This is a genomic window from Kitasatospora sp. NPDC059088, from assembly GCF_042738155.1.
GTDB lineage: Bacteria > Actinomycetota > Actinomycetes > Streptomycetales > Streptomycetaceae > Kitasatospora.
The window spans coordinates 35,103-54,566 of record NZ_JBHYGR010000049.1; the positions used below are offsets into that span (position 1 = coordinate 35,103).

General features: G+C 74.4%; 17 protein-coding genes. 10 read left to right on the plus strand and 7 right to left on the minus strand.

All coding sequences use genetic code 11. The features are described from left to right. Positions 1 to 22: 22 nt before the first annotated feature. The gene (locus ACFWXO_RS22610) at positions 23 to 1,591 is read right to left on the minus strand and encodes a glutamate synthase subunit beta (RefSeq protein WP_380525549.1); all 1,569 of its coding nucleotides are present in this window, start codon (positions 1,589 to 1,591) and stop codon (positions 23 to 25) included. Between the two features lie 165 nt (positions 1,592 to 1,756). Here ACFWXO_RS22610 and ACFWXO_RS22615 point away from each other — a divergent pair, with 165 nt between their 5' ends. Both ACFWXO_RS22615 and ACFWXO_RS22620 read left to right on the plus strand, forming a co-directional pair. Then, positions 1,757 to 2,440 (plus strand): response regulator transcription factor, encoded by a 684-nt coding sequence (locus tag ACFWXO_RS22615; protein WP_380525550.1) that lies wholly within the window; start codon positions 1,757 to 1,759, stop codon positions 2,438 to 2,440. After that, a complete protein-coding gene (locus ACFWXO_RS22620; protein ID WP_380525551.1) occupies positions 2,437 to 3,822 on the plus strand; it encodes an ATP-binding protein in 1,386 nt (461 codons plus the stop codon). Before ACFWXO_RS22615 ends, ACFWXO_RS22620 begins: the two co-directional genes overlap by 4 nt. 108 nt (positions 3,823 to 3,930) lie before the next feature. On the opposite strand, the gene efeB is transcribed toward ACFWXO_RS22620, so the two are convergent. The 3 genes from efeB to ACFWXO_RS22635 all read right to left on the minus strand — a co-directional run bounded on the left by efeB (position 3,931) and on the right by ACFWXO_RS22635 (position 7,911). Beyond that, the gene (efeB, locus tag ACFWXO_RS22625) at positions 3,931 to 5,277 is read right to left on the minus strand and encodes an iron uptake transporter deferrochelatase/peroxidase subunit (protein ID WP_380525552.1); all 1,347 of its coding nucleotides are present in this window, start codon (positions 5,275 to 5,277) and stop codon (positions 3,931 to 3,933) included. Further along, the gene (gene efeU / locus ACFWXO_RS22630) at positions 5,277 to 7,334 is read right to left on the minus strand and encodes an iron uptake transporter permease EfeU (RefSeq protein WP_380525553.1); all 2,058 of its coding nucleotides are present in this window, start codon (positions 7,332 to 7,334) and stop codon (positions 5,277 to 5,279) included. The genes efeB and efeU overlap by 1 nt, the downstream gene beginning before the upstream one ends. Positions 7,335 to 7,584: 250 nt before the next feature. Continuing rightward, positions 7,585 to 7,911, minus strand: a complete 327-nt coding sequence (locus tag ACFWXO_RS22635) for a hypothetical protein (RefSeq protein WP_380525554.1) — start codon at positions 7,909 to 7,911, stop codon at positions 7,585 to 7,587. A 411-nt stretch (positions 7,912 to 8,322) separates the two neighbouring features. On the opposite strand from ACFWXO_RS22635, the gene ACFWXO_RS22640 reads away from it, so the two are divergent. Continuing rightward, on the plus strand, positions 8,323 to 9,945 hold the full coding sequence (locus ACFWXO_RS22640) for a cytochrome bc complex cytochrome b subunit (protein ID WP_380525576.1): 1,623 nt from the start codon (positions 8,323 to 8,325) through the stop codon (positions 9,943 to 9,945). 103 nt (positions 9,946 to 10,048) lie between these two features. Here ACFWXO_RS22640 and ACFWXO_RS22645 read toward each other — a convergent pair whose 3' ends face one another. Next, on the minus strand, positions 10,049 to 10,447 hold the full coding sequence (locus ACFWXO_RS22645; RefSeq protein WP_380525555.1) for a hypothetical protein: 399 nt from the start codon (positions 10,445 to 10,447) through the stop codon (positions 10,049 to 10,051). 203 nt (positions 10,448 to 10,650) lie between these two features. On the opposite strand from ACFWXO_RS22645, the gene ACFWXO_RS22650 reads away from it, so the two are divergent. The 5 genes from ACFWXO_RS22650 (at position 10,651) to ACFWXO_RS22670 (ending at position 14,672) form a co-directional block, all read left to right on the plus strand. After that, entirely contained in the window at positions 10,651 to 11,265 is a 615-nt protein-coding gene (locus ACFWXO_RS22650; RefSeq protein ID WP_380525556.1) for a TetR family transcriptional regulator, read from the plus strand. Positions 11,266 to 11,292: 27 nt separating this feature from the next. Next, complete coding sequence (locus ACFWXO_RS22655; RefSeq protein ID WP_380525557.1) at positions 11,293 to 12,843, plus strand: FAD-dependent monooxygenase; 1,551 nt, start codon at positions 11,293 to 11,295, stop codon at positions 12,841 to 12,843. Between the two features lie 71 nt (positions 12,844 to 12,914). Beyond that, complete coding sequence (locus ACFWXO_RS22660; RefSeq protein WP_380525558.1) at positions 12,915 to 13,265, plus strand: hypothetical protein; 351 nt, start codon at positions 12,915 to 12,917, stop codon at positions 13,263 to 13,265. A 244-nt stretch (positions 13,266 to 13,509) separates the two neighbouring features. After that, on the plus strand, positions 13,510 to 14,163 hold the full coding sequence (locus ACFWXO_RS22665) for an NADPH-dependent F420 reductase (RefSeq protein ID WP_380525559.1): 654 nt from the start codon (positions 13,510 to 13,512) through the stop codon (positions 14,161 to 14,163). A gap of 77 nt (positions 14,164 to 14,240) precedes the next feature. Further along, on the plus strand, positions 14,241 to 14,672 hold the full coding sequence (locus ACFWXO_RS22670) for a YchJ family protein (RefSeq protein ID WP_380525560.1): 432 nt from the start codon (positions 14,241 to 14,243) through the stop codon (positions 14,670 to 14,672). A gap of 25 nt (positions 14,673 to 14,697) precedes the next feature. Here ACFWXO_RS22670 and ACFWXO_RS22675 read toward each other — a convergent pair whose 3' ends face one another. Next, positions 14,698 to 15,699 carry a polysaccharide deacetylase family protein gene (locus ACFWXO_RS22675; RefSeq protein ID WP_380525561.1) on the minus strand — a complete coding sequence of 334 codons (1,002 nt, stop codon included), beginning with the start codon at positions 15,697 to 15,699 and terminating at the stop codon, positions 14,698 to 14,700. Between the two features lie 181 nt (positions 15,700 to 15,880). Here ACFWXO_RS22675 and ACFWXO_RS22680 point away from each other — a divergent pair, with 181 nt between their 5' ends. Next, positions 15,881 to 16,402 carry a GNAT family N-acetyltransferase gene (locus ACFWXO_RS22680; protein ID WP_380525562.1) on the plus strand — a complete coding sequence of 174 codons (522 nt, stop codon included), beginning with the start codon at positions 15,881 to 15,883 and terminating at the stop codon, positions 16,400 to 16,402. 36 nt (positions 16,403 to 16,438) lie between these two features. On the opposite strand, the gene ACFWXO_RS22685 is transcribed toward ACFWXO_RS22680, so the two are convergent. Next, positions 16,439 to 17,344 (minus strand): carbohydrate kinase, encoded by a 906-nt coding sequence (locus ACFWXO_RS22685; protein WP_380525563.1) that lies wholly within the window; start codon positions 17,342 to 17,344, stop codon positions 16,439 to 16,441. Positions 17,345 to 17,703: 359 nt separating this feature from the next. Here ACFWXO_RS22685 and ACFWXO_RS22690 point away from each other — a divergent pair, with 359 nt between their 5' ends. Then, positions 17,704 to 19,221, plus strand: a complete 1,518-nt coding sequence (locus ACFWXO_RS22690; RefSeq protein ID WP_380525564.1) for a M1 family metallopeptidase — start codon at positions 17,704 to 17,706, stop codon at positions 19,219 to 19,221. Positions 19,222 to 19,464 lie beyond the last annotated feature (243 nt).

Consider the following 19,464-nt stretch of genomic DNA (forward strand, 5'->3'; position numbering starts at 1 on the left):
CGTCCGGCGCGGGCCCCGCGTCTCACAGCGTGAGGGCCCGTGCCGACGCCCTTACCGGGGACGGGAGTTCGGTCCGCCCGCGCAGGTAGCGGTCCACCGCCGCGGCCGCCGCCCGGCCCTCCGCGATCGCCCAGACGATCAGCGACTGGCCCCGCCCGGCGTCCCCCGCGACGAACACCCCGTCGGCGGCGGTGCCGAACCCGTCGTCCCGCTCCAGCGTCCCCTCCGGCCCGATGCCCAGCCCGAGTTGGGCGTACAGCGGCTGGTCCGGCTCCGGCCCGACGAAGCCCAGCGCGAGCAGCGCCAGCTGCGCCGGGAGCACCCGTTCGGTGCCCGCCCGGGGGCCGCGGTCGCCCGGCTCCGCCTCGGCGTAGCGGACGGCCGCCAGCCGCCCGTCCGGCCCCGGCTCGAACCCGACCGTGACCGCCGCGAACACCCGCCCGCCGGCCGCGGACGACCGGCCCTCCTCCCCCGACGACGCCCGCTCCTCGCCCGACGACGCCCCCTCCTCACCCGACGACGACAGCGACAGCGACGACGCCCCCGCCCGCCCCGCCAACTCCTCGTGCGAGGTGGTCTCCCGGTACACCTTGGGGTGGACCGGCCAGGGCTGCCCCGGCCCGCGCCGCTCCGGCGGACACGGGTTGATGTCCAGCTGGGTCACCGAGGCCGCACCCTCGCGCAGCGCCGTCCCCAGGCAGTCGGAGGCGGTGTCCCCGCCGCCGACGACGACCACCCGCCGCCCCCGCGCGGACAGCGGCGAGACCGCCCGGTCCCCCTCGTCCACCCGGTTCGCCCAGGTCAGGTACTCCATCGCCGGGTGCACTCCGGCCAGCTCGCACCCGGGCACGGCCGGCACCCGCCAGGCACCGGCCCCCACCGCGACCACCACCGCGTCGTACCCGGCCCGCAGCTGCTCCCCGGTGACGTCCCGCCCGGCCCACACCCCGGTGCGGAACTCGGTGCCCTCGGCACGCAGCTGCGCCAGCCGCCGTTCCAGCCGGTGCTTCTCCAGCCGGAACGGCGGGATCCCGTAGCGCAGCAGCCCGCCCGCCCGGTCGGCCCGTTCGTAGACGGTGGTGGCGTGGCCGGCCCGGGTCAGCTGCTGGGCGGCGGCCAGCCCGGCCGGCCCGGAGCCGATCACCGCCACCCGCCCGCCCGGTTCCGGCCGCTCGGGCGGCTGCGCCGCGTCCCAGCCCTCGGCCCAGGCCCGGTCGGCGATCGCCAGTTCCACGTTCTTGATCGTCACCGCGTCCCCGTCGATCGCCAGCACGCAGGCGCTCTCGCACGGGGCCGGGCAGAGCCGCCCGGTGAACTCCGGGAAGTTGTTCGTCGCCAGTAGCCGGGCGGCCGCGGCCCGCCAATCCGCGTCCGCGACCAGCCGGTTCCACTCCGGCACCAGGTTCCCCAGCGGACAGGCCGCGTGGCAGAACGGCAGCCCGCAGTCCATGCAGCGCTCCGCCTGTCCGCCCACCAGCGGCAGCAGTGCCCCCGGCCGGTACACCTCCCGCCGGTCCCCCAGCCGCTCCCGGGCGTCCCGGCGCGCCCGCTCCGCGCGCGGGGTGGTGAGGAAGGCCATCCGCTCTGCCATCGAGGCCTCCGGCGGGGCGTACCGAATGGGTCCGGCGGCCCACCCGGCGGCACGCCACCGTGTGGCCACCGTACGCCCACGAAGCGGCGCGCGACACCCGTGCCGGCCGGGAATCCGTGCCCCCCGCTCTCCACTGCCGTGAGCACGCCAGGGAGAATCTCCCGCATGAGCCACACCGTGCTGATCGCCGAGGACGACCGCGCCATCCGCGACTCGCTCACCCGCGCCCTCACGCTGGAGGGCTACCGGGTGCGGATAGCCGCGGACGGCACCCAGACCCTGGCCGTCCTCGCCGAGCAGCGGCCGGACGTCCTGGTGCTCGACGTGATGATGCCCGCGCCGGACGGCCTGGAGGTCTGCCGCCGGCTGCGCGCGGCCGGCGACCGCACCCCGGTGCTGATGCTCACCGCCCGGGTCGAGGTCCCGGACCGGATCGCCGGGCTGGACGCCGGGGCCGACGACTACCTGGTCAAGCCCTTCGACGTGGACGAGCTGTTCGCCCGGCTGCGCGCCCTGCTGCGCCGCAACCCGCCCGCCGACACCCCCGAGGACGTCCTGACCGTCGCCGACCTGCGGGTCGAGCCGCCGGCCCGCCGGGCCTGGCGCGGCGGCGCCGAACTGGAGCTCTCCCGCACCGAGTTCGACCTGCTGGAGCTGCTCGCCCGGAACGCCGGCGCCGTCCTCGACCAGACCACCCTGTACGAGCGGATCTGGGGCTACGACTTCGGCCCGGGCTCGAAGAACCTCGCGGTCTTCATCGGCTACCTGCGCCGCAAGCTCGACCGCCCCGGCCTCACCCCGCTGATCCACACCGTCCGCGGCGTCGGCTACACGCTGCGCGAGCCGTGACCGGCCCGTCGGCCCGCCGCACCCGGCTGCCGCGCCCCGGCCTGCGCACCACCCTCTCGCTCGCCTTCGCGGTGATGGCGGCCCTGGTCGCGGTGGTGATCGGCACGCTCGGCTACCACGCGGCGGCCGCGCTGATCCGCGACGACGAGTCGGACGACTTCAACTCGGCCGTCCACGCGGTCAGCGGCCAGGTGGACCGCCAGAAGCTGTTCCCGGGGGACTTCAACAGCCCGAGCGGGCTGAGCGAGCAGCTGCTGCACCCGATCAGGGTGACCGCCCAGGCCCTCGACTCGCACGGGGCGATCCTCCCGGGCACCGCGCACCTCGACCTGCCGACCACCGCGACCGACCGCGAACTCGCCCGCGCCGACGCACCCGCCCGCACGGTGATCGACGTGCGCCGGGTCGGCGGCCGGACCTGCCGGGTGGGCGTGGTCTCGCTCGGCGGCGGCCGGGGCGCCGTCCAGGTCGTGCTGCAACTCGACGACATCGAGGAGCTGTTGGAGGTGCTGCGGCACCAGATGGCGGCCGTGGTGGCCGTCGTCGTACTGGTGGCGGGCGGATCCGGCTGGCTGGTCGCCGGGCGGATCACCGGCCGGCTGGTCCGGCTCACCGACGCGGCCGAACGGGTCGCCGCCAGCGGCCGCCTGGACGTCCCGGTGCCCGCCTCCGGCCGGGACGAGGTGGGCCGGCTCGGCCGCGCCTTCGACCGGATGCTGGTGCGCCTCGCCACCGCCAAGGAGAACCAGCGCCGGCTGGTCCAGGACGCCGGGCACGAGCTGCGCACCCCGCTGACCAGCCTGCGCACCAACCTCTCGGTGCTGCCCAGCATCGACCGGCTGCCGCCCGCCGAGCGCACCGCGCTGCTCGCCGACCTGGCCGAGGAGGCCCGGGAGCTGACCCAGCTGGTGGAGGAGCTGGTGGCGCTGGCGGCGGACCGCAAGGCCGACGAGGACCCGGTCGAGGTGGTGCTGGCGGAGGTGGTCCGCTCGGCCGCCGCCCAGGCCCGCCGGCGCAGCGACCGGGAGATCACCGTGGTCACGGACGACACCGTCGTCATCGCCCACCCGGACGCGCTGGCCCGCGCGGTGGGCAACCTGCTGGACAACGCGGCCAAGTTCGACCCGGCGGGGACGTCCCCGATCGAGCTGGTGGCGCACGGCCTCCGGGTCGAGGTCCGGGACCGCGGTCCGGGCATCGACGCGACCGACCTCGACCGGGTCTTCGACCGCTTCTACCGGGCCACCGCGGCCCGCAGCCTGCCCGGCTCGGGCCTGGGCCTGGCCATCGTCGCCGAGGTGGCCCGCTCGCACGGCGGCACCGCCTACGCCGCCAACCGGTCCGGCGGCGGCGCGGTGATCGGCTTCACCCTGGGCGGCTGAGCACCCCCGAGCACCCCCGGGCACAGCTCAGCCCCCTCGGCCTCGGCACGCCGAACGGGCCCGGCGCGCACCAGGCGCACCGGGCCCGTTCGGAGGACGGGTCGGCTCTCAGACCGCGGCGAGCAGTCCCCGCCCGAGCCAGTCGGCGTCGTCCTTCACGCCCGGCAGGACGAAGAAGTACCCGCCACCGGTCGGCGAGATGTAGTCCACCAGCGGCTCGTCGATCAGCCGGGTCTGGGTGGCCTCGAACTGCCGCACCACGTCCTGCTGGTAGCAGCAGAACACCAGGCCCATGTCCAGGTTGCCCGCCTTGTCCACGCCCCGGTCGTAGTTGAAGCCGCGGCGCAGGATGCGCGAGTTGTCGGTGTCGGCGGTGCGCGGGTTGGCCAGCCGGATGTGCGCGTTGAGCGGGATCGCCTTGCCGTCCGGGTCCTTGCCGTAGTCCGGCGCGTCGTTCTCCTGGTGCCCGTCCAGCGGCGCGCCGGTGTCGCGGCGGCGGCCGAACATCTTCTCCTGCTCGCTGAGCTTGACCCGGTCCCAGAACTCGATCAGCATCCGGATGATCCGGACCACCTGGTAGCTGCCGCCGGTCGCCCAGGCGGGCTCGCCGGCACCGTCGGTGACCCAGATCAGCCGGTCGCTCTCGCGGGCCGAGGTGGTGTCCGGGTTGGCGATGCCGTCCTTGAAGCCGAGCAGGTTGCGCGGGGCGCCGTCCGGGCGGGAGGCGCTCTTGAAGCCGTCGATCCGCCAGAGGATCTGCATCGCCCCGCGGGTGTGGCGGGTGATGTCGCGCAGTGCGTGCAGCACCGTGTCCTGCTGGTCGGCGCAGATCTGCAGCGAGAGGTCGCCGTGCAGTTCGCCGGGCTGGAGGTTGTCGTTGGGGAAGGTCTTCATCGGCGTCAGCTTGACGGGCTTGGCCTTGGCGAGCCCGTAGCGGTCGTCGAACAGCGAGGCACCGACGCCGACCGTGACGGTGAGGTTGTCGGTGGGCACGGTGGGGCCGAGGATGCCGCTGTCCGAGGGCGGGGCGCCGACGCCGAGGTCGGGCGGGGTGCCGCCGGCGGTGAGCAGGCGGATCCGCTCGGTCAGGGTCCTGAACAGGTCCTCCAGGCCCTTGCGGTCCTGGGCGATGACCTGGCAGGAGACGAAGGCGGCGAAGCCGGGGGCCGGGGTGACGACGCCGGCCTGGTGGGCGCCGTGGAACGGGACGGCCCCGTTCGCGGGCTGGTGGGTGTCCCCGGCGGCGGCCGGTTCGGCCCCGAGGGTGAACGCCCCGCCGGCCAGTACGGCGGCCCCGGCGCCCGCGCCGAGCGCGGCCCGGACGAAGCTGCGCCGGGCCGGACCGGCCGGGCAGCCGCCCTGGTCGGCGACCGACTCGGCGGCCGGTGCGGCGGAGACGGCGGCAGCGGCGTGCGGGAACGGGCAGGAGCCGGCGGCTGCGGTGTGGTCGGTCATCAGGCGGCCTTCCGGATCTCGAGCAGGGCGGGGACGGGCGAGAGGTCTTCGAGCAGCTGGCCGGTGGCGCCGTTCAGCTGGCGGCGGGTGCCGTCGGGCAGCTTGTCGAGCGGGATCCAGCCGTCGGCGGTGTGCGCCGCGGCGACGAGGTCCCCGACCCGCTTCATCCCGGCGTTGACCCGGACCAGCACCTGCGGGTCGCGCTCGTCGAGCAGCGGCTGGAGCAGGGTCAGCAGCTCCTGGGTGCCGGCCAGGTTGGCCTGGGTGGTGGCGAGGTTGGTGCCGCTGCCCATGTCGGTGTCGCCGGTCAGCTCGAACTGGAGGGTGTTCTCCAGGATCTCGTGGGCGCGCAGCGGGAGGTCGCCCGGGTCGAAGTCCTGGGTGGGGAAGTCGTGCACCAGCTTGGCGACGTTCTGGGCGAGCTCGTCGGCGACCGGCGTCAGGTCGGCGGCGGACTGGCCGTGCCAGAGGCCGTACTCCAGGCGCAGGAAGCCGGTGAAGCCCGGGTCCTGGGCCTTGTCGGCGTAGCCGTCGGCGCGGCCGTCGATCTTCTTGTCGAGGTCGGCGAAGGTGCCGTAGGCGGCGCCGAGCGAGGCGTACTGGAGGTGGGCGGTGAGCCAGTCGGCCTTGGCGGCGTTGAGGTCGCCGCCGTGCACGTCGGTCTGGATCTTCTGGGTCTGCGTCATCAGGGTCGCGAGGCCCTTGGTGACGTAGTCCTTGTAGCTGTCCAGCGGGGCCTTGAGGTCGTCCTCGGAGACCGGCTTGACGGCCTTGACCTCGGCACCGCCGGAGACGTGCACGGTGGCGGAGGTTGCGGTGGTGCCGCCGGTGGGCACGCAGCGCCAGGCGTAGTCGCCGGAGCCGATGGTGGCGGTCAGCGCCCGGGTGGTGCCGGGGGCCAGGCCCTCGATCTCGCCGTAGACCGCGCCGGTGCCCGGATTGACCAGGTAGACCTCGGAGACCTTGTCGCCGCTGTTGTGCATCTGGAACACCTGCTGGCCCGGCTGGGGGGTGCCGAAGCCCTTGCCGCACTCCTTCTCGGAGACCGCGACGGTGGCCGAGCTGTCCTGCTTGCCGTCGCTGACGGCGATCACGGCGCCGGCCACCACGACCGGTACGGCGACCAGCGCGGTCGGCAGCACCCAGCGCGGCCGCCCGGTGCGCACCGGCTCGGCCTGCTCCGCGTCCGGCTTGCCCGCCGCAGCAGCGGCGGGGGCGGCGGGGGCCGCGGCCGGAGCCGCCGTGCCGCCGCGCACGCCCTCGATGAACAGGGTCATCACGATGCTCAGGTAGGCGATGTAGCCGACGACCTGGAGGACCGTCATGGTGACGGTCAGGTTGAGGGTGCCCTGGACCAGCGTGGCGTACCAGGACGAGGCGTCCAGGTGCCCGCTCAGGTCGAAGGCGTACGTGCTGCCGCCGCCGACCAGACCGGACTCCTGGAGGTCGCGCAGGCCGTAGCCGAGCACGCCCGCGGCGACCACGATCAGGCCGGCGCCGGTGAGGGTGAAGAACTTGGTGAGGTTCATCTTGAGGGCCCGGCGGTACAGGCCCCAGCAGAGCGCGACGGAGAGCAGCAGGCCGACGGCGGCGCCGATGATCGGCCCGGTGGACTCCCCGGCGGTGCGCGCGTTGGTCCACAGGAAGAGCGAGGTCTCCAGGCCCTCCCGGGCGACGGCGAGGAAGCTGGTGAGCACCAGCGCGCCCGCGCCCATGGCCAGCGAGGCCTGGACCTTCTCCTTGATGTCGGCGGAGAGGGTGCGCGCGGAGCGGCGCATCCAGAACACCATCGCGGTGACGAAGCCGACCGCGATCAGGCTCAGCACCCCGCCGAACGCCTCCTGGGCGTGGCCGGAGAGGTTGGCGGCGGTGAAGGTGAGCACCGCGCCGAAGCTGAGGCTGAGTGCGACAGCCGCCGCGACGCCCGTCCAGACCTGGGGGAGCCGGCCCTTCTGACCCGCCCTCACCAGCGTGGCGACCAGGATCGAGACGATCAGGCCCGCTTCGAGTCCCTCGCGCAGCCCGATCAGAAAGCTGGGAAACGCCTCATCCCACATGCAGCGGGCTCCTCCCCCGGGCCGCCCCGGGTCGTACCTGTTCTTGAGCGCACCGCCGCGGCAGCGGCGGCACGGCACGGCGAACGCCCCGGACACCGTGGTCCAGGGCGTTGCGCTTAGCTTAGGCAAACCTTAGAGGGACGGCGGTCAACTGCACCCCCCGTTCAGGTAAGGGTTCGGTATGAGAACACCCATGCGCCGGGCAACTCCGCAGGTCGGAGCCATCGGGGCCGCCGAGGGGCGGGCCGGTTCACCCCCACCACTGCTCGGGTGCCGCCTCGGGCCCGGGCTCCGGAGGGACCGTCACCGGTTCGGCGCAGCGCACCAGCAGCTCCCCCTCCTCCGTCCCGGTGACCAGGAAGCCCCGCTCCCGCAGGACGAGCGCGGCCGCCCCGCTCAGCGCCGCCCGCGCCGACCCGGAGGGCGGACCGTCCGCCTCCGCCCCCGGGGACCAGCCGACCGCCACCCCCTCGGGGTGACGGTCGATCGACAGCGGCGAGGTGCCCGGTGCGGTGTCGAACCCGGCGCGGGACAGGGCCTCGGTGACGGACGCGAGGAGTTCACGGTGATCCACCATTGGCGCAGCGTAGGCCCGGCCCCGCGCGGCGCCCGGACGCGGCACGCGCCGAAACGGTTCAGCTGCACCCGGGCGCAGCATCTCCCCCGCCCGGCCCCGACCGGCGGCCAGCCCGATCGGGCGTCAGGAACCCCCGTCCGGCCCGACACGAGCGGCCGGACGGCCCGATGGACGTGCACAGTCGGCCCCCTGCCGACAGCATGACAGAGTAAGCGCTCCATCACCCTGAGCAACGGGTCCAGTGAACCGCCCAGGTCCGCGCGCCGGTCCGCCCGGCGGACCCGTATCGAGAGGTCCCATGATCACAACACCTCGCCGGCCGGCGTCCTCGCCGACGGGCCTCCACGCCGGCACGCCGAGAACGCCGGGGAGCCCGTCGTGAGAACCGACCAGCAGTCGCAGCCGGGACCGGTGACCAGCACCCGCGCCAAACCGGCCAACAAGGCCGAAGCCCTCGCCGACTGGACCGACGGCCGACTCGGCATCTACTCCCTCGCCAAGGCCAACCTGCGCAAGATCTTCCCGGACCACTGGTCCTTCATGCTGGGCGAGATCGCGCTCTACACCTTCGTCATCATCATCCTGACCGGCGTCTGGCTGACCCTCTTCTTCAACCCGAGCATGGGCGAGGTCGTCTACGACGGCTCCTACGTCCCGCTCAAGGGCATCCGGATGTCCGAGGCCTACGCCTCCACCGTCAACATCAGCTTCGAGGTCCGCGGCGGCCTGCTGATGCGCCAGATCCACCACTGGGCGGCCGTCGTCTTCATCGCCTCGATGCTGACCCACATGCTGCGGGTGTTCTTCACCGGCGCCTTCCGCAAGCCCCGCGAGATCAACTGGATCTTCGGCGCGCTGCTGCTGTTCCTCGGCATGTTCGACGGCTTCATGGGCTACTCGCTGCCGGACGACCTGCTCTCCGGCACGGGCATCCGCTTCATGGAGGGCGCGGTCCTGGCCGTCCCGATCGTCGGCACCTACCTGCAGTTCTTCATTTACGGCGGCGAGTTCCCGGGCACCGACATCATCCCGCGGCTGTTCACCGTCCACATCCTGCTCATCCCGGGCATCATGGTGGGCCTGCTCGCGGCGCACCTGATCCTGGTCTTCTACCACAAGCACACCCAGTTCGCCGGGCCCGGCCGGACCAACGAGAACGTGGTCGGCATGCCGCTGATGCCGGTCTACATGGGCAAGGCGGGCGGCTTCTTCTTCCTGGTCTTCGGCGTGATCTCGTTCATGTCGGCGATCGCCACGATCAACCCGATCTGGGCGTACGGCCCGTACCGGCCCGACCAGGTGTCCACCGACGCCCAGCCGGACTGGTACATGGGCTTCTCCGAGGGCCTGATCCGGGTGATGCCGGGCTGGGAGATCAGCGTCTGGGGCGGCCACACCCTGAACCTCGGGGTGTTCATCCCGCTGATGGTCTTCCCGACCGTGCTGCTGGCCATCTGGTGCTGGCCGTTCCTGGAGGCCTGGGTCACCGGGGACCGCGGCGAGCACCACATCGCCGACCGCCCGCGCAACCACCCGGTCCGCACCGCGTTCGGCGTGGCCTGGATGGGCCTCTACCTGATCCTGCTGGCCGGCGGCGGCAACGACCTGCTGGCGACCCACTTCCACCTGTCGATCAACGCGATCACCTACGCCGTGCGGATCGGCTTCTTCGCCCTGCCGGTGGCGCTGTTCGTGATCACCAAGCGCTGGTGCCTGGGCCTGCAGCGGCGGGACAAGGAGAAGGTGCTGCACGGCCGGGAGACCGGCGTGATCAACCGGCTGCAGCACGGCGAGTTCGTCGAGGTGCACGCGCCGCTGCCGCAGGGCCGGCTGTACACCCTCACCTCGCACGAGCAGCCCGAGCCGGTCGAGCCGGCGCCCGAGGTGGACGAGAACGGCGTGGCCCGCCGGGCCGGCCTGTGGACCCGCACCCGGGCCAAGCTGTCCCGCGGCTTCTACGGCGAGGGCAGCCAGATCGCCAAGCCCACCGTCGAGGAGCACGAGGAGATCACCAGCGGCCACGGCCACCACTGACGGCGCCCCCGGCACGACCAGGGCCCGCTGCACCGGAAACGGTGCGGCGGGCCCTCGGTGTCGCCGGACTCCCCCCGCGCAGTCGCCCGGGCGGGCCGGCGGTTCAGCCCCGCAGGGCGGCCGGGACGACGGCGAACAGCGCCGCCGCCAGGGTGACGGAGAGGCAGAGCGTCGCCCAGCGGGTGCAGATCCGGCGGCACTCCGCGCGGTAGCGGGCGGCCAGCCGGCGGCAGCGGTCGACGGCGCGGTCGACGACCTCCTCGGCGTAGCGCAGGCGGTCGGCGGCGTAGGCCCGCTCCAGGTCCTCCCGTTCGGCCTCCGGCAGCCAGGGGAACTGCGCGGCGAAGGCGCGGGCGTCGCGTTCGGCCGCCGCGACCTCGGCCTCCCAGGCCAGGAAGCCCTCGATGCGGGCGATCCCCACCCGGGAGTTCCTCCGGCCGCCGCCGGCCGCCCCGCCCTGGCGCGGGGTCCGCGCCCGCGGTGGACGCCGTCTGCCGCTCATGACCGCTCCTCACGTCCTGTCGGGTCGTCCCGCCGGAATTCCTGCGCGGACGGGCTCCGGCGCCGAGTCGCTCCGCAACCACGCAACTACTACCAGCGACGAACCGCAGGTGGCGGGCGGCTCGCCACGACCCCGGGGGCCCGAGAAAACTTGCGTGGCACGCACTATTGCGTACCACGCACCTTTGGCGGGACAGTGGTGCCATGACGGACGGAGAGCCCGGACTGCGGGAACGGAAGAAGGCCGCGACGCGGGAGGCGCTCAGCTGGGCGGCGCTCAGCCTGGCGGTGGAACGGGGACTGGAGAACGTCCGGGTCGAGGACATCGCGGCCGCGGCCGGGGTGTCCCCGCGCACCTACAACAACTACTTCTCCAGCAAGGCCGAGGCGATCGTCTTCCGGCACCGCAACCGGATCATGCGGGCCGCCGAGGCCCTGGCCACCCGCCCGGCGGAGGAGCCGCTGTGGGAGGCGCTGTCCCAGGCCCTGGTCGAACCCTTCGACGGCGCCGAGGAGGAACCCGCCCCCGGCTGGGTCGCCGCCGTGCGACGGCTCCTGCGCGAACCCTCGCTCCAGGCCGAGCTGTTCCGCGGCGGCGCGCAGACCAGGGCCGGGCTCACCGCCGCGATCGCCGCCCGCACCGGCACCGATCCGGACCGGGACCTCTACCCGAAGCTGGTGGCCGCGGCCGCGCTCTCCGCGCTGCAGGTCACCAACGAGCACTACCTGGTCGCCGACCCGGCGGTGCCCTTCAAGCCGCTGTTCGCCGAGGCGCTGCGCCAGCTCGCGGCCGGGCTGCCCGATCCGTCCGCCCGGTGAACCCACCACGCCCCTGGGGGAATTGACATGACCAACGAGGTCGTCATCGTCGGCGCCGGCCCGGTCGGGCTGTTCCTGGCCTGCGAACTGACCCTGGCAGGCGTCCGGCCGGTGGTCCTGGACCGGCTGCCCGAGCGCTCCGGCGAGCAGAAGGCCAACGGACTGGTCGGGCAGGTGCTCCGGCTGCTCGACCACCGCGGCCTCCACCGGGCGCTCAGCGGCGCCGCGGGTGCGCCGCGGCCCGTACCCCGGTTCGTCTTCGGGGCCTTCCCGCTGGAACTGCACCGGCTCGACGGCAATCCGCTGCACGCCCTGCCGATCCCGCAGCACCGGATCGAGGCCGTCCTGGAGGAACACGCCCTCGCGCTGGGCGTCACGGTCCTGCGCCGGTGCGAGGTCACCGGCTTCACCCAGGACCGTGACGGGGTCACCGTGGACCTCCACGGCCCGGACGGCGCACGGCAGTTGCGCACCCGCTACCTGGTCGGCGCGGACGGCGGCCGCAGCACCGTCCGCAAGCGCGCCGGCATCGGCTTCCCCGGCGTCACCTCGCCCGACCCGGTCTCCCGGATCGCCCACGTGCTGCCGCCCGAGGGCCTGCGCACCACCGACGACGGCAAGCTCCTGCTGCCCGGCTGCCCGACCCCGTTCGGGCCGTGGACCCACACCCGCACCGAGCACGGCGTGTTCGTCATCTCCCCGTTCGGCCCGGACGCCGCCATGATCGCCACCATGGAGTGGGGCGGCCCGCCCGTCGACGAGGCCGGCCCGCTCACCCTGGACGAGCTGCGCGCCAGCATCCGCCGGGTCACCGGCGCCGACCTGCCGCTCGCCCCGGCCCGGACGGCGGGACCGTTCACCCCGCGCCGCACCGTCGGCCACAACACCCGGCTCGCCGAGCGGTACCGCGAGGGCCGCGTCCTGCTGGTCGGCGACGCCGCGCACGTCCACGCCGCGACCGGCGGCCCCGGCCTCAACCTCGGCCTCCAGGACGCCGCCAACCTGGGCTGGAAGCTCGCCGCCGAACTCCGGGGCTGGGCCCCGCCCGGCCTGCTGGACAGCTACCAGGACGAACGCCGGCCGGTCGGCGAGCGGGTCTTCATGCACTCCCAGGCCCAGATGGCCCTGATGGCCCCCGGCCCCGGGATCACCGCGCTGCGCGCCCTGGTCGGCGAGCTGATCGCCCACCAGGACAACCTCGCCCGGATAGCCGCCCTGATGGCGGGCAGCGACGTCCGCTACGACACCGACTGCCCGCACCCGCTCGCCGGGGGCTTCGCCCCGGAACTCACCCTCGACACCCCGACCGGGAGCACCCGCCTGGCCGAACTCACCCACAGCGGAAGGCCGTTGCTGCTCGACCTGACCGGCGGCGCGCTCGGCCTCGCCGACCGGGCGGCCGGCTGGAAGGACCGGGTCGACGTCCTCGCCGCCGACTGCCCCCAGGCACCACCGCCCGCCGGAGCCCTGCTGCTGCGCCCGGACGGCTACGTCGCCTGGGCCTGCGCCCCCGGCGACGCCGACCGGGCGGGACTGGACCGGGCGCTGCGCGGCTGGTTCGGCGCACCGCGGATCTGAGTACCGGCACCCGGGCGGACTGAGTACTCCACCCCTGCCGGGGCGGCGGGAGCCGCCGGAAGACTGGGCACATGAGCGAATCCCTGCCCACCGCAGCCGCCCCGACCAGGACCGCACCGGACCGCTGGTGGCGGGCCCCGTCGATCTCGACGGCGCTGACCCTGGCACTGCTGCCGCCCGCGGTCATGCTCCGGGGCCTCGGCGAAATGGCCACCGACCCCTGTACGTCCACGGGCCCGTGCCCCGCCGTGCCGCACCTGGCGGTCGCCTCGGCCGCCGTGGTCGCGGCGGTGATCGCGGTCGTCCTCCAATGGCCCGCGGCCCGGCTGTTCCGACCGGCCCGGGTGGCCGTCTCCCTGGTCCCGCCGGCCGCACTCGCGGTCGAGTTCTTCGCCATCCTGAGCATCGGCCCCGGCGCGTGACCCCGGCGCCCGCCCCCAGGTCAACTGAGGCCTGTCTCTTGGATCCTTGCCGGGTCCGCGACGCCGGGGCACGCACCTCGCCGCGTTGTCGTCGGTCACCAATGCTCCGCAGTGGCTCCCTCCTCCGCCTTGCGATGCACGCACCCCGACGCCGCGGCCTGATCCGACAAAATCCAAGAGACAGGCCTTAAGGTCGTCGCGGCCGCCCTTCGACGGGCGGAGGGAACCGGACGAACGGGGAACCATGCGCATCGGAATCATCGGCACCGGCGTGGTCGGGCAGACCCTCGCGGACAAGCTGGTCTCGCTCGGCCACCAGGTGGCCCTGGGCTCCCGGACCAAGGACAACGAGCACGGGCTGGCCTGGGCCGGAAAGGCCGGCCCCGCGGGCAGCTGCGGGACCTTCGCCGAGGCAGCGGCCTTCGGAGAGGTGGTGCTGAACGCCACCGGCGGGACGGTCTCGCTGGCGGCGCTGCGCGCGGCCGGGGCGGAGCGCCTCGCCGGGAAGCTGCTGATCGACGTGTCCAACCCGCTGGTGTTCGGCCCCGAGGGCGTCACCCTCGCCCCGGTCAACACCGACAGCATCGGCGAGCAGATCCAGCGCGAGTTCCCCGAGGCCCGGGTGGTGAAGGCCCTCAACACGCTGAACTGCGAGCTGATGGTCGCACCGGGCAGACTGGCCGGCGAGCACAACCTGTTCATCGCCGGGAACGACGCCGTCGCCAAGGCCGAGGCGGTCGCCCTGCTGGGCGAGTTCGGCTGGCCGGCCGAGTGGATCGTCGACCTCGGGGACATCACCGGCGCCCGGGCGACCGAGATGATGATGCCGTTCTGGCTCCGGATGATGGGCCACTTCGGCGACGCCTCGTTCAACTACTCGTTCCGGCGGCCCGCGTAGCCCTCCGGGCCCGCCCCTCCCCCGGTGGTGGGGCGGGCCCGGCGGTCGCCGACCGGCCGTGGGGGACAATGGTCGGCATGTCCCGACGTCGTTCCGCGCCCCGCCCCGCCGCTCCCCGGCTGCTGCCGTCCTCCCCGTGCCCGTGCGGCCTGCCCGCCGCCTACGGCGACTGCTGCGGCCGGCTGCACCGCGGCCAGGCGAAGGCCACCACCGCCGAGTCGCTGATGCGCTCCCGGTTCAGCGCCTTCGCCGCCCAGGACGAGGCCTACCTGCTGCGCACCTGGCACCCGGACACCCGGCCCGACGAGGTCGACTTCGACCCGGCCCTGCGCTGGACCGGGCTGGAGGTGCTCTCCACCAGCGAGGGCGGCGCCTTCCACGCCGAGGGCACGGTCGCCTTCCGCGCGCACTGGACGGAGGGCGGCGAGCAGGGCGTGCTCAGCGAGCACAGCCGCTTCGTCCGGTACGAGGGCGCCTGGGTGTACCTCGACGCCCTCTCGCTCGGCTGAGGACCCGCCGGCCGGGGCCGCCGCCCTACAGGTAGTCGTCCAGGCGGCCCAGCGAGTAGCCGGCCGCGGTGACCTCGTTGAGCACCTTGCGCAGCAGGTCCGGCATGGTGGCCTTCCAGTCGGAGGTGCCGCGGAAGTGGGTGAGGATGATGTCGCCCGGGTGGAGCTTCCGGTCGTCGTAGCGCCACTCCATGTGGTCCGGGAAGGCCTCCTCGTTCCACAGCGGGACGGCCTGCACCCCGCAGGAGGCCGCGGCGCGCAGGGTGTCGTCGTTGTACTCGCCGTACGGGGGGCGGAACAGCCGGGGGCGCACGCCGATCTGCTGCTCCAGCTGGTCCTGCTGGTCGCAGATCTCCCGGCGCTGGGTCTCGTAGTCGAGGACCTTGAGGTTGCGGTGGTTGATCGTGTGGTTGTTGATCTCCACGCCCTGCTTGTGCAGGTCCCGGAAGTAGCCGTAGTTGTCGCGGACGAGGTAGTCGGAGAGGAAGGCGCTGAGCGGGATCCCCAGTTCCGCCGCCATCCGGGAGAACTCCGGGTCCTTCTCGAAGCCGTCGTCGATGGTCAGGAAGACCACCTTGTCCTCGGTCGGCACCCGGAACACCACGGGCGGGCGGCCGTCCTTCAGTTTGACGCCCTGCACCGGGGTGAGGGTGGCCTTGGCGGCGGGGCGGGCCGGGGCCTTCAACGGCGGGTGGTCCAGGCCCCAGCGCTGGGCGGTCTCCAGGGCGGTGCGGGCCACGTCGGCCTGGCGGGCGGCCGCCTCGCTGCTGGTCTCCTCCTGCTCCCGGGCCAGGCCTGGGAGCAGCGGCGGAGCGGGTTGGGCCGCCCCGGGGCTCGTCGGGGCGGCGTCGGCTCCGGCGGCGGGCGCTGCCGCGGCTCCGGCGGCGGGCGCCCCGGCGGCCGGGGCGGGCTTGGGCTGGGCGGCGGGACCGGCGCAGCCGGTGACCACGGCGGTGAGGCAGACGGCGGCCAGCAGTCCGGTGCGTGCGCCGCTCCGCTTCTGACCTTTCCTCAGATCCCCACTCATGCGACAAACTGATGGTCCGTTCATAGCTGCTACTGCTCCCCCGCCGGGCGCCCCCGCCAACCCTCCGTCACCCGCCCGGGGCAACGGCACGCCGCCCGCCCTGCCGATCCTTTGCCGAATCCCCCACAACCGGTACGAAAACCCTTTGCGCCCGCGGCACCCGGAAACGGATCATGCGCGCATGACCGACCGCTGGACCGTCACCACCGCCGACGTGACCGCCCCCGAGGCCACCGACCTGCTGCGCGAGTACTACTACGACGTGGCCAACCGCTACTACCGCCTGCACCTGGGCCGCGAGGGCACCCCGGAGGAACTGGAGTCCGGCCTCGCCGGCTCCCCCAGCGGCGACCTGGCCGCCCCCACCGGCCTCTTCCTGCTCGGCCGCTACGACGGCGCGCCCCAGTCCTGCGCCGGCCTGCGCCGCCACGACGCCACCAGCGTCGAACTCACCCGGGTCTTCGTCCGCCCCGGCCTGCGCGGCACCGGCGGCGGCGCCCAGCTGCTCGCCGCCGTCGACCGGGCTGCCCGCACCATGGGCGCCGAGCGGATCGTCCTGGACACCCGCCTCGACCTGGTCGAGGCCCGCGCCCTCTACCTGCGCAACGGCTACCGGGAGATCCCGGCGTACGGCGACACCGGCCCGTACTCCGAGGTCTGGTACGGCAAGGACCTCACCGAGCCGGGCCGCCACGGGAGTTGACCACCGGCACCGGCCCTGCCGCGCCCCTGCCCCGCCCTACCGCGCCCCGGCCGCCCGGCGGCCCGCCAGGGCCGCGGCCAGCTCGGCGGCCGAGGGCGGGTTGGCGCCGGGGCGGGAGACGGTCAGCGCGGCGGCGGTGACGGCCTCGGCGAGGCAGTCGGCCAGATCCGTGCCGGCCGCGCGGGCGTGCAGAAGGGCCGCCATGAAGGAGTCACCGGCGCCGACGGTGTCCGCGACCGCGACCGGGACGGCCGCCACCCGCTCCCGGCGGCCCGCCGCGGTGAGCGCCAGGGCGCCCTCCGCCCCGAGGGTCACCGCGACCGTGTCGGGCCCCAGGGCGAGCCAGCGCTCGGCGACCGCCTCCACGGGCTCGCCCGGGTAGAGCCAGGCGAGGTCCTCGTCGCTCGCCTTCACCAGGCCGCTCAGCGCCACGCAGCGCTCGACCCGGCGCACCGCCGCCGCCCGGTCGCCCATCAGCGCGGGGCGCACGTTCGGGTCGTAACTGACCGGCGCCCGGTCGCGCCACCGTTCCACCAGGGCGAGCACCGAGGCGGCGCCCGGTTCGGTGACCGCGCCGATCGAGCCGAGGTGGATCCCGGCGGGGGCGGTGGGGAGTTCGGTCGGCGCCAGCGTCCAGCCGATGTCGAAGGTGTACCCGGCCCGCCCCTGCCCGTCCAGCCGCACCACCGCCGAGGGCGTGCGGGCCACCTCGGCCGCCCGGACCACCACCCCGGCCGACTCCAGGTGGCGGCGGATCAGCCGCCCGTCGGCGTCCGGCCCCAGCTCGGTGAGCAGCACCGCCGGGCGGCCCAGCCGGGCCAGGCCGTACGCGACGTTCGCGGGGCTGCCGCCGGGGTGGACCCGGTCGGGGGCGCCGTCCGTCCGGACGATGTCGGCGACGCACTCACCGATCACCAGAAGGTGTGAAGCGGGGCTGGTCACGGCGGCTCCTGGCATCCGGTACGCGGGCGTCGTCCGGGGGCCACCCTACGCGGTGCGTCCGGGAAGGCGTCCGGGCACAGGAGTACGGCCGCCGGACCTGGCCAGGTTCTCCGACGGCCGTGGCCCCGTCCGTCAGGGGACGAAGCACTACGAACGCTAGCCCCGGCCCGGGGGCGCCGCCAGCACCGTGGTCCGTCCGGGGGACGCCCGCGTGTCGGCACCGTTGTGGCCGGATCCGGCGGGATCCGGCGGGACTCGGCCGGTCCCCGCCCGGCGGGGCTGACGGTCCAGTAGGGTCCGTGCCCGGTGCGCCGCGCACGCATCGCACGTCCGCCCCGTCCGAAGTGTGGTGATCCCCCTTGCCCAGGACCCGTGCCGCCTCCGCCCTGGCACTCGCCCTCGGCGCGGTGCTGCTGTCCGCGAGCGCCCCGCCGGCCGCCGCCGTGGACGGTCCGGGCGATCCGGTCTTCCCCTCGCTCGGCAACCCCGGGTACCGGGCGCTCGCCTACGACCTGTCCTTCGAGTACCGGGCCGACACCCGGACCGTGGACGGAACCGCGGTGATCACCGCCCGGACCACCCGGACCACGGCCGCCCTGTCGCTGGACGCGCTCGGGCTGGACGTGCACGCCGTCCGGGTCGACGGGCGGGCGGCCCGGTTCGCCGTCCACGACGAGAAGCTGACCGTCACCCCCGGGGAACCGCTGCGCCGGGGCAGCACCGCGCGGCTGACCGTCGAGTACACCGCCGACCCCCGCGCCGCCCTGCCGCACACCGGCTGGGTGCCGACCGCGAACGGCTTCGCGGTGGCCGGGCAGCCCGCCAGTGCCCACACCGTCTTCCCGTGCAACGACCACCCGAGCGACAAGGCCCGCTTCACCATCGCGGTGACCGCGCCGGATCCCCTGCTGGGCGTCGCCAACGGGGAGCTGGCGCAGACCGTGCCGCTCGGCGACGGCCGCACCACCCGGCGGTACGTCTCCCGCGAGCCGATGGCCACCGAACTCGTCCAGGTGTCCGTCGGCGACTACACCGTCCGCGAGCGCCCCGGCCCGCACGGGCTGCCGCTGCGCGACGTCGTACCGACCGCCCGGGTCGCCGAGCTGGCCCCGGCCCTGGACCTCACCGCCGACCAACTCCGCTGGGCAGAGCAGCACTTGGGACCGTTCCCGTTCGAGTCCTACGGCATCCTGCCGGTCGACAGCGACGACCCGGCGGCCTTCGGCTTCACCGGACTGGAGACCCAGACCCTCACCCTCTACAAGCCGGGCTTCCTGCGCCAGGCCGAACCGGCGATCGGCTCGCACATGATGCACGAGCTGGTGCACTCCTGGTTCGGCGACAGCGTCACCCCCGCCACCTGGGCCGACCTGTGGCTCAACGAGGGCCACGCCGACTACTACGGCCTCGCCTACCGCTACGAGCGCGGCTGGCCCGACGCCTGGGGCGACACCACCCTGACCGCCCGGATGCGCCGGGTGTACGGCCTCGGCGACCAGTGGCGGCACGACTCCGGCCCGGTCGCCTCGCCCACCGCCGACACGCTCTTCGACGACCAGCGCTACACCGGCGGCGCCCTGGTGCTGTTCGCCCTCCGGGAGAAGGTCGGCGCCGCCGCCTTCGACCGGATCGAGCGGACCTTCCTGCGCGAGCACCGCCACGGCACCGCCACCACCCGGGACTACGTCCGCACCGCCTCCGAGGTCTCCGGGCAGGACCTCACCGGCTTCCTGGACGATTGGCTGTACGGGCGGCGCACCCCGCCGATGCCCGGCCACCCGGACTGGACGGTGGCGCCCGCGACCACCGCACCGGACCCCGCCGGCGCCCGCCCCGCCGGGTCGCCACGGCTGACGGAGCACTCGGGAACGGTCTGACCCGCTTCGCGGCGTCCGAGCGGCTTGCGGAGCTTTCGGACGCTCCGTCGCCGTTCGCCCGCCCGGGCGCGCCACCGTGCACGCCCGGGCGCCCCCGTGCGCCCCTGGCCGTCCGGGAACGGACGGGCCATGGTGGTCCCCACGGCCCGCCTGCCGCCCGGCCTAGCCCCTGTCGCTTATACACCTCTGACGCAGCCGACGACAATCCAAGTGTAGATCTCGGTGGGGGGCGGGGCGAGCAAA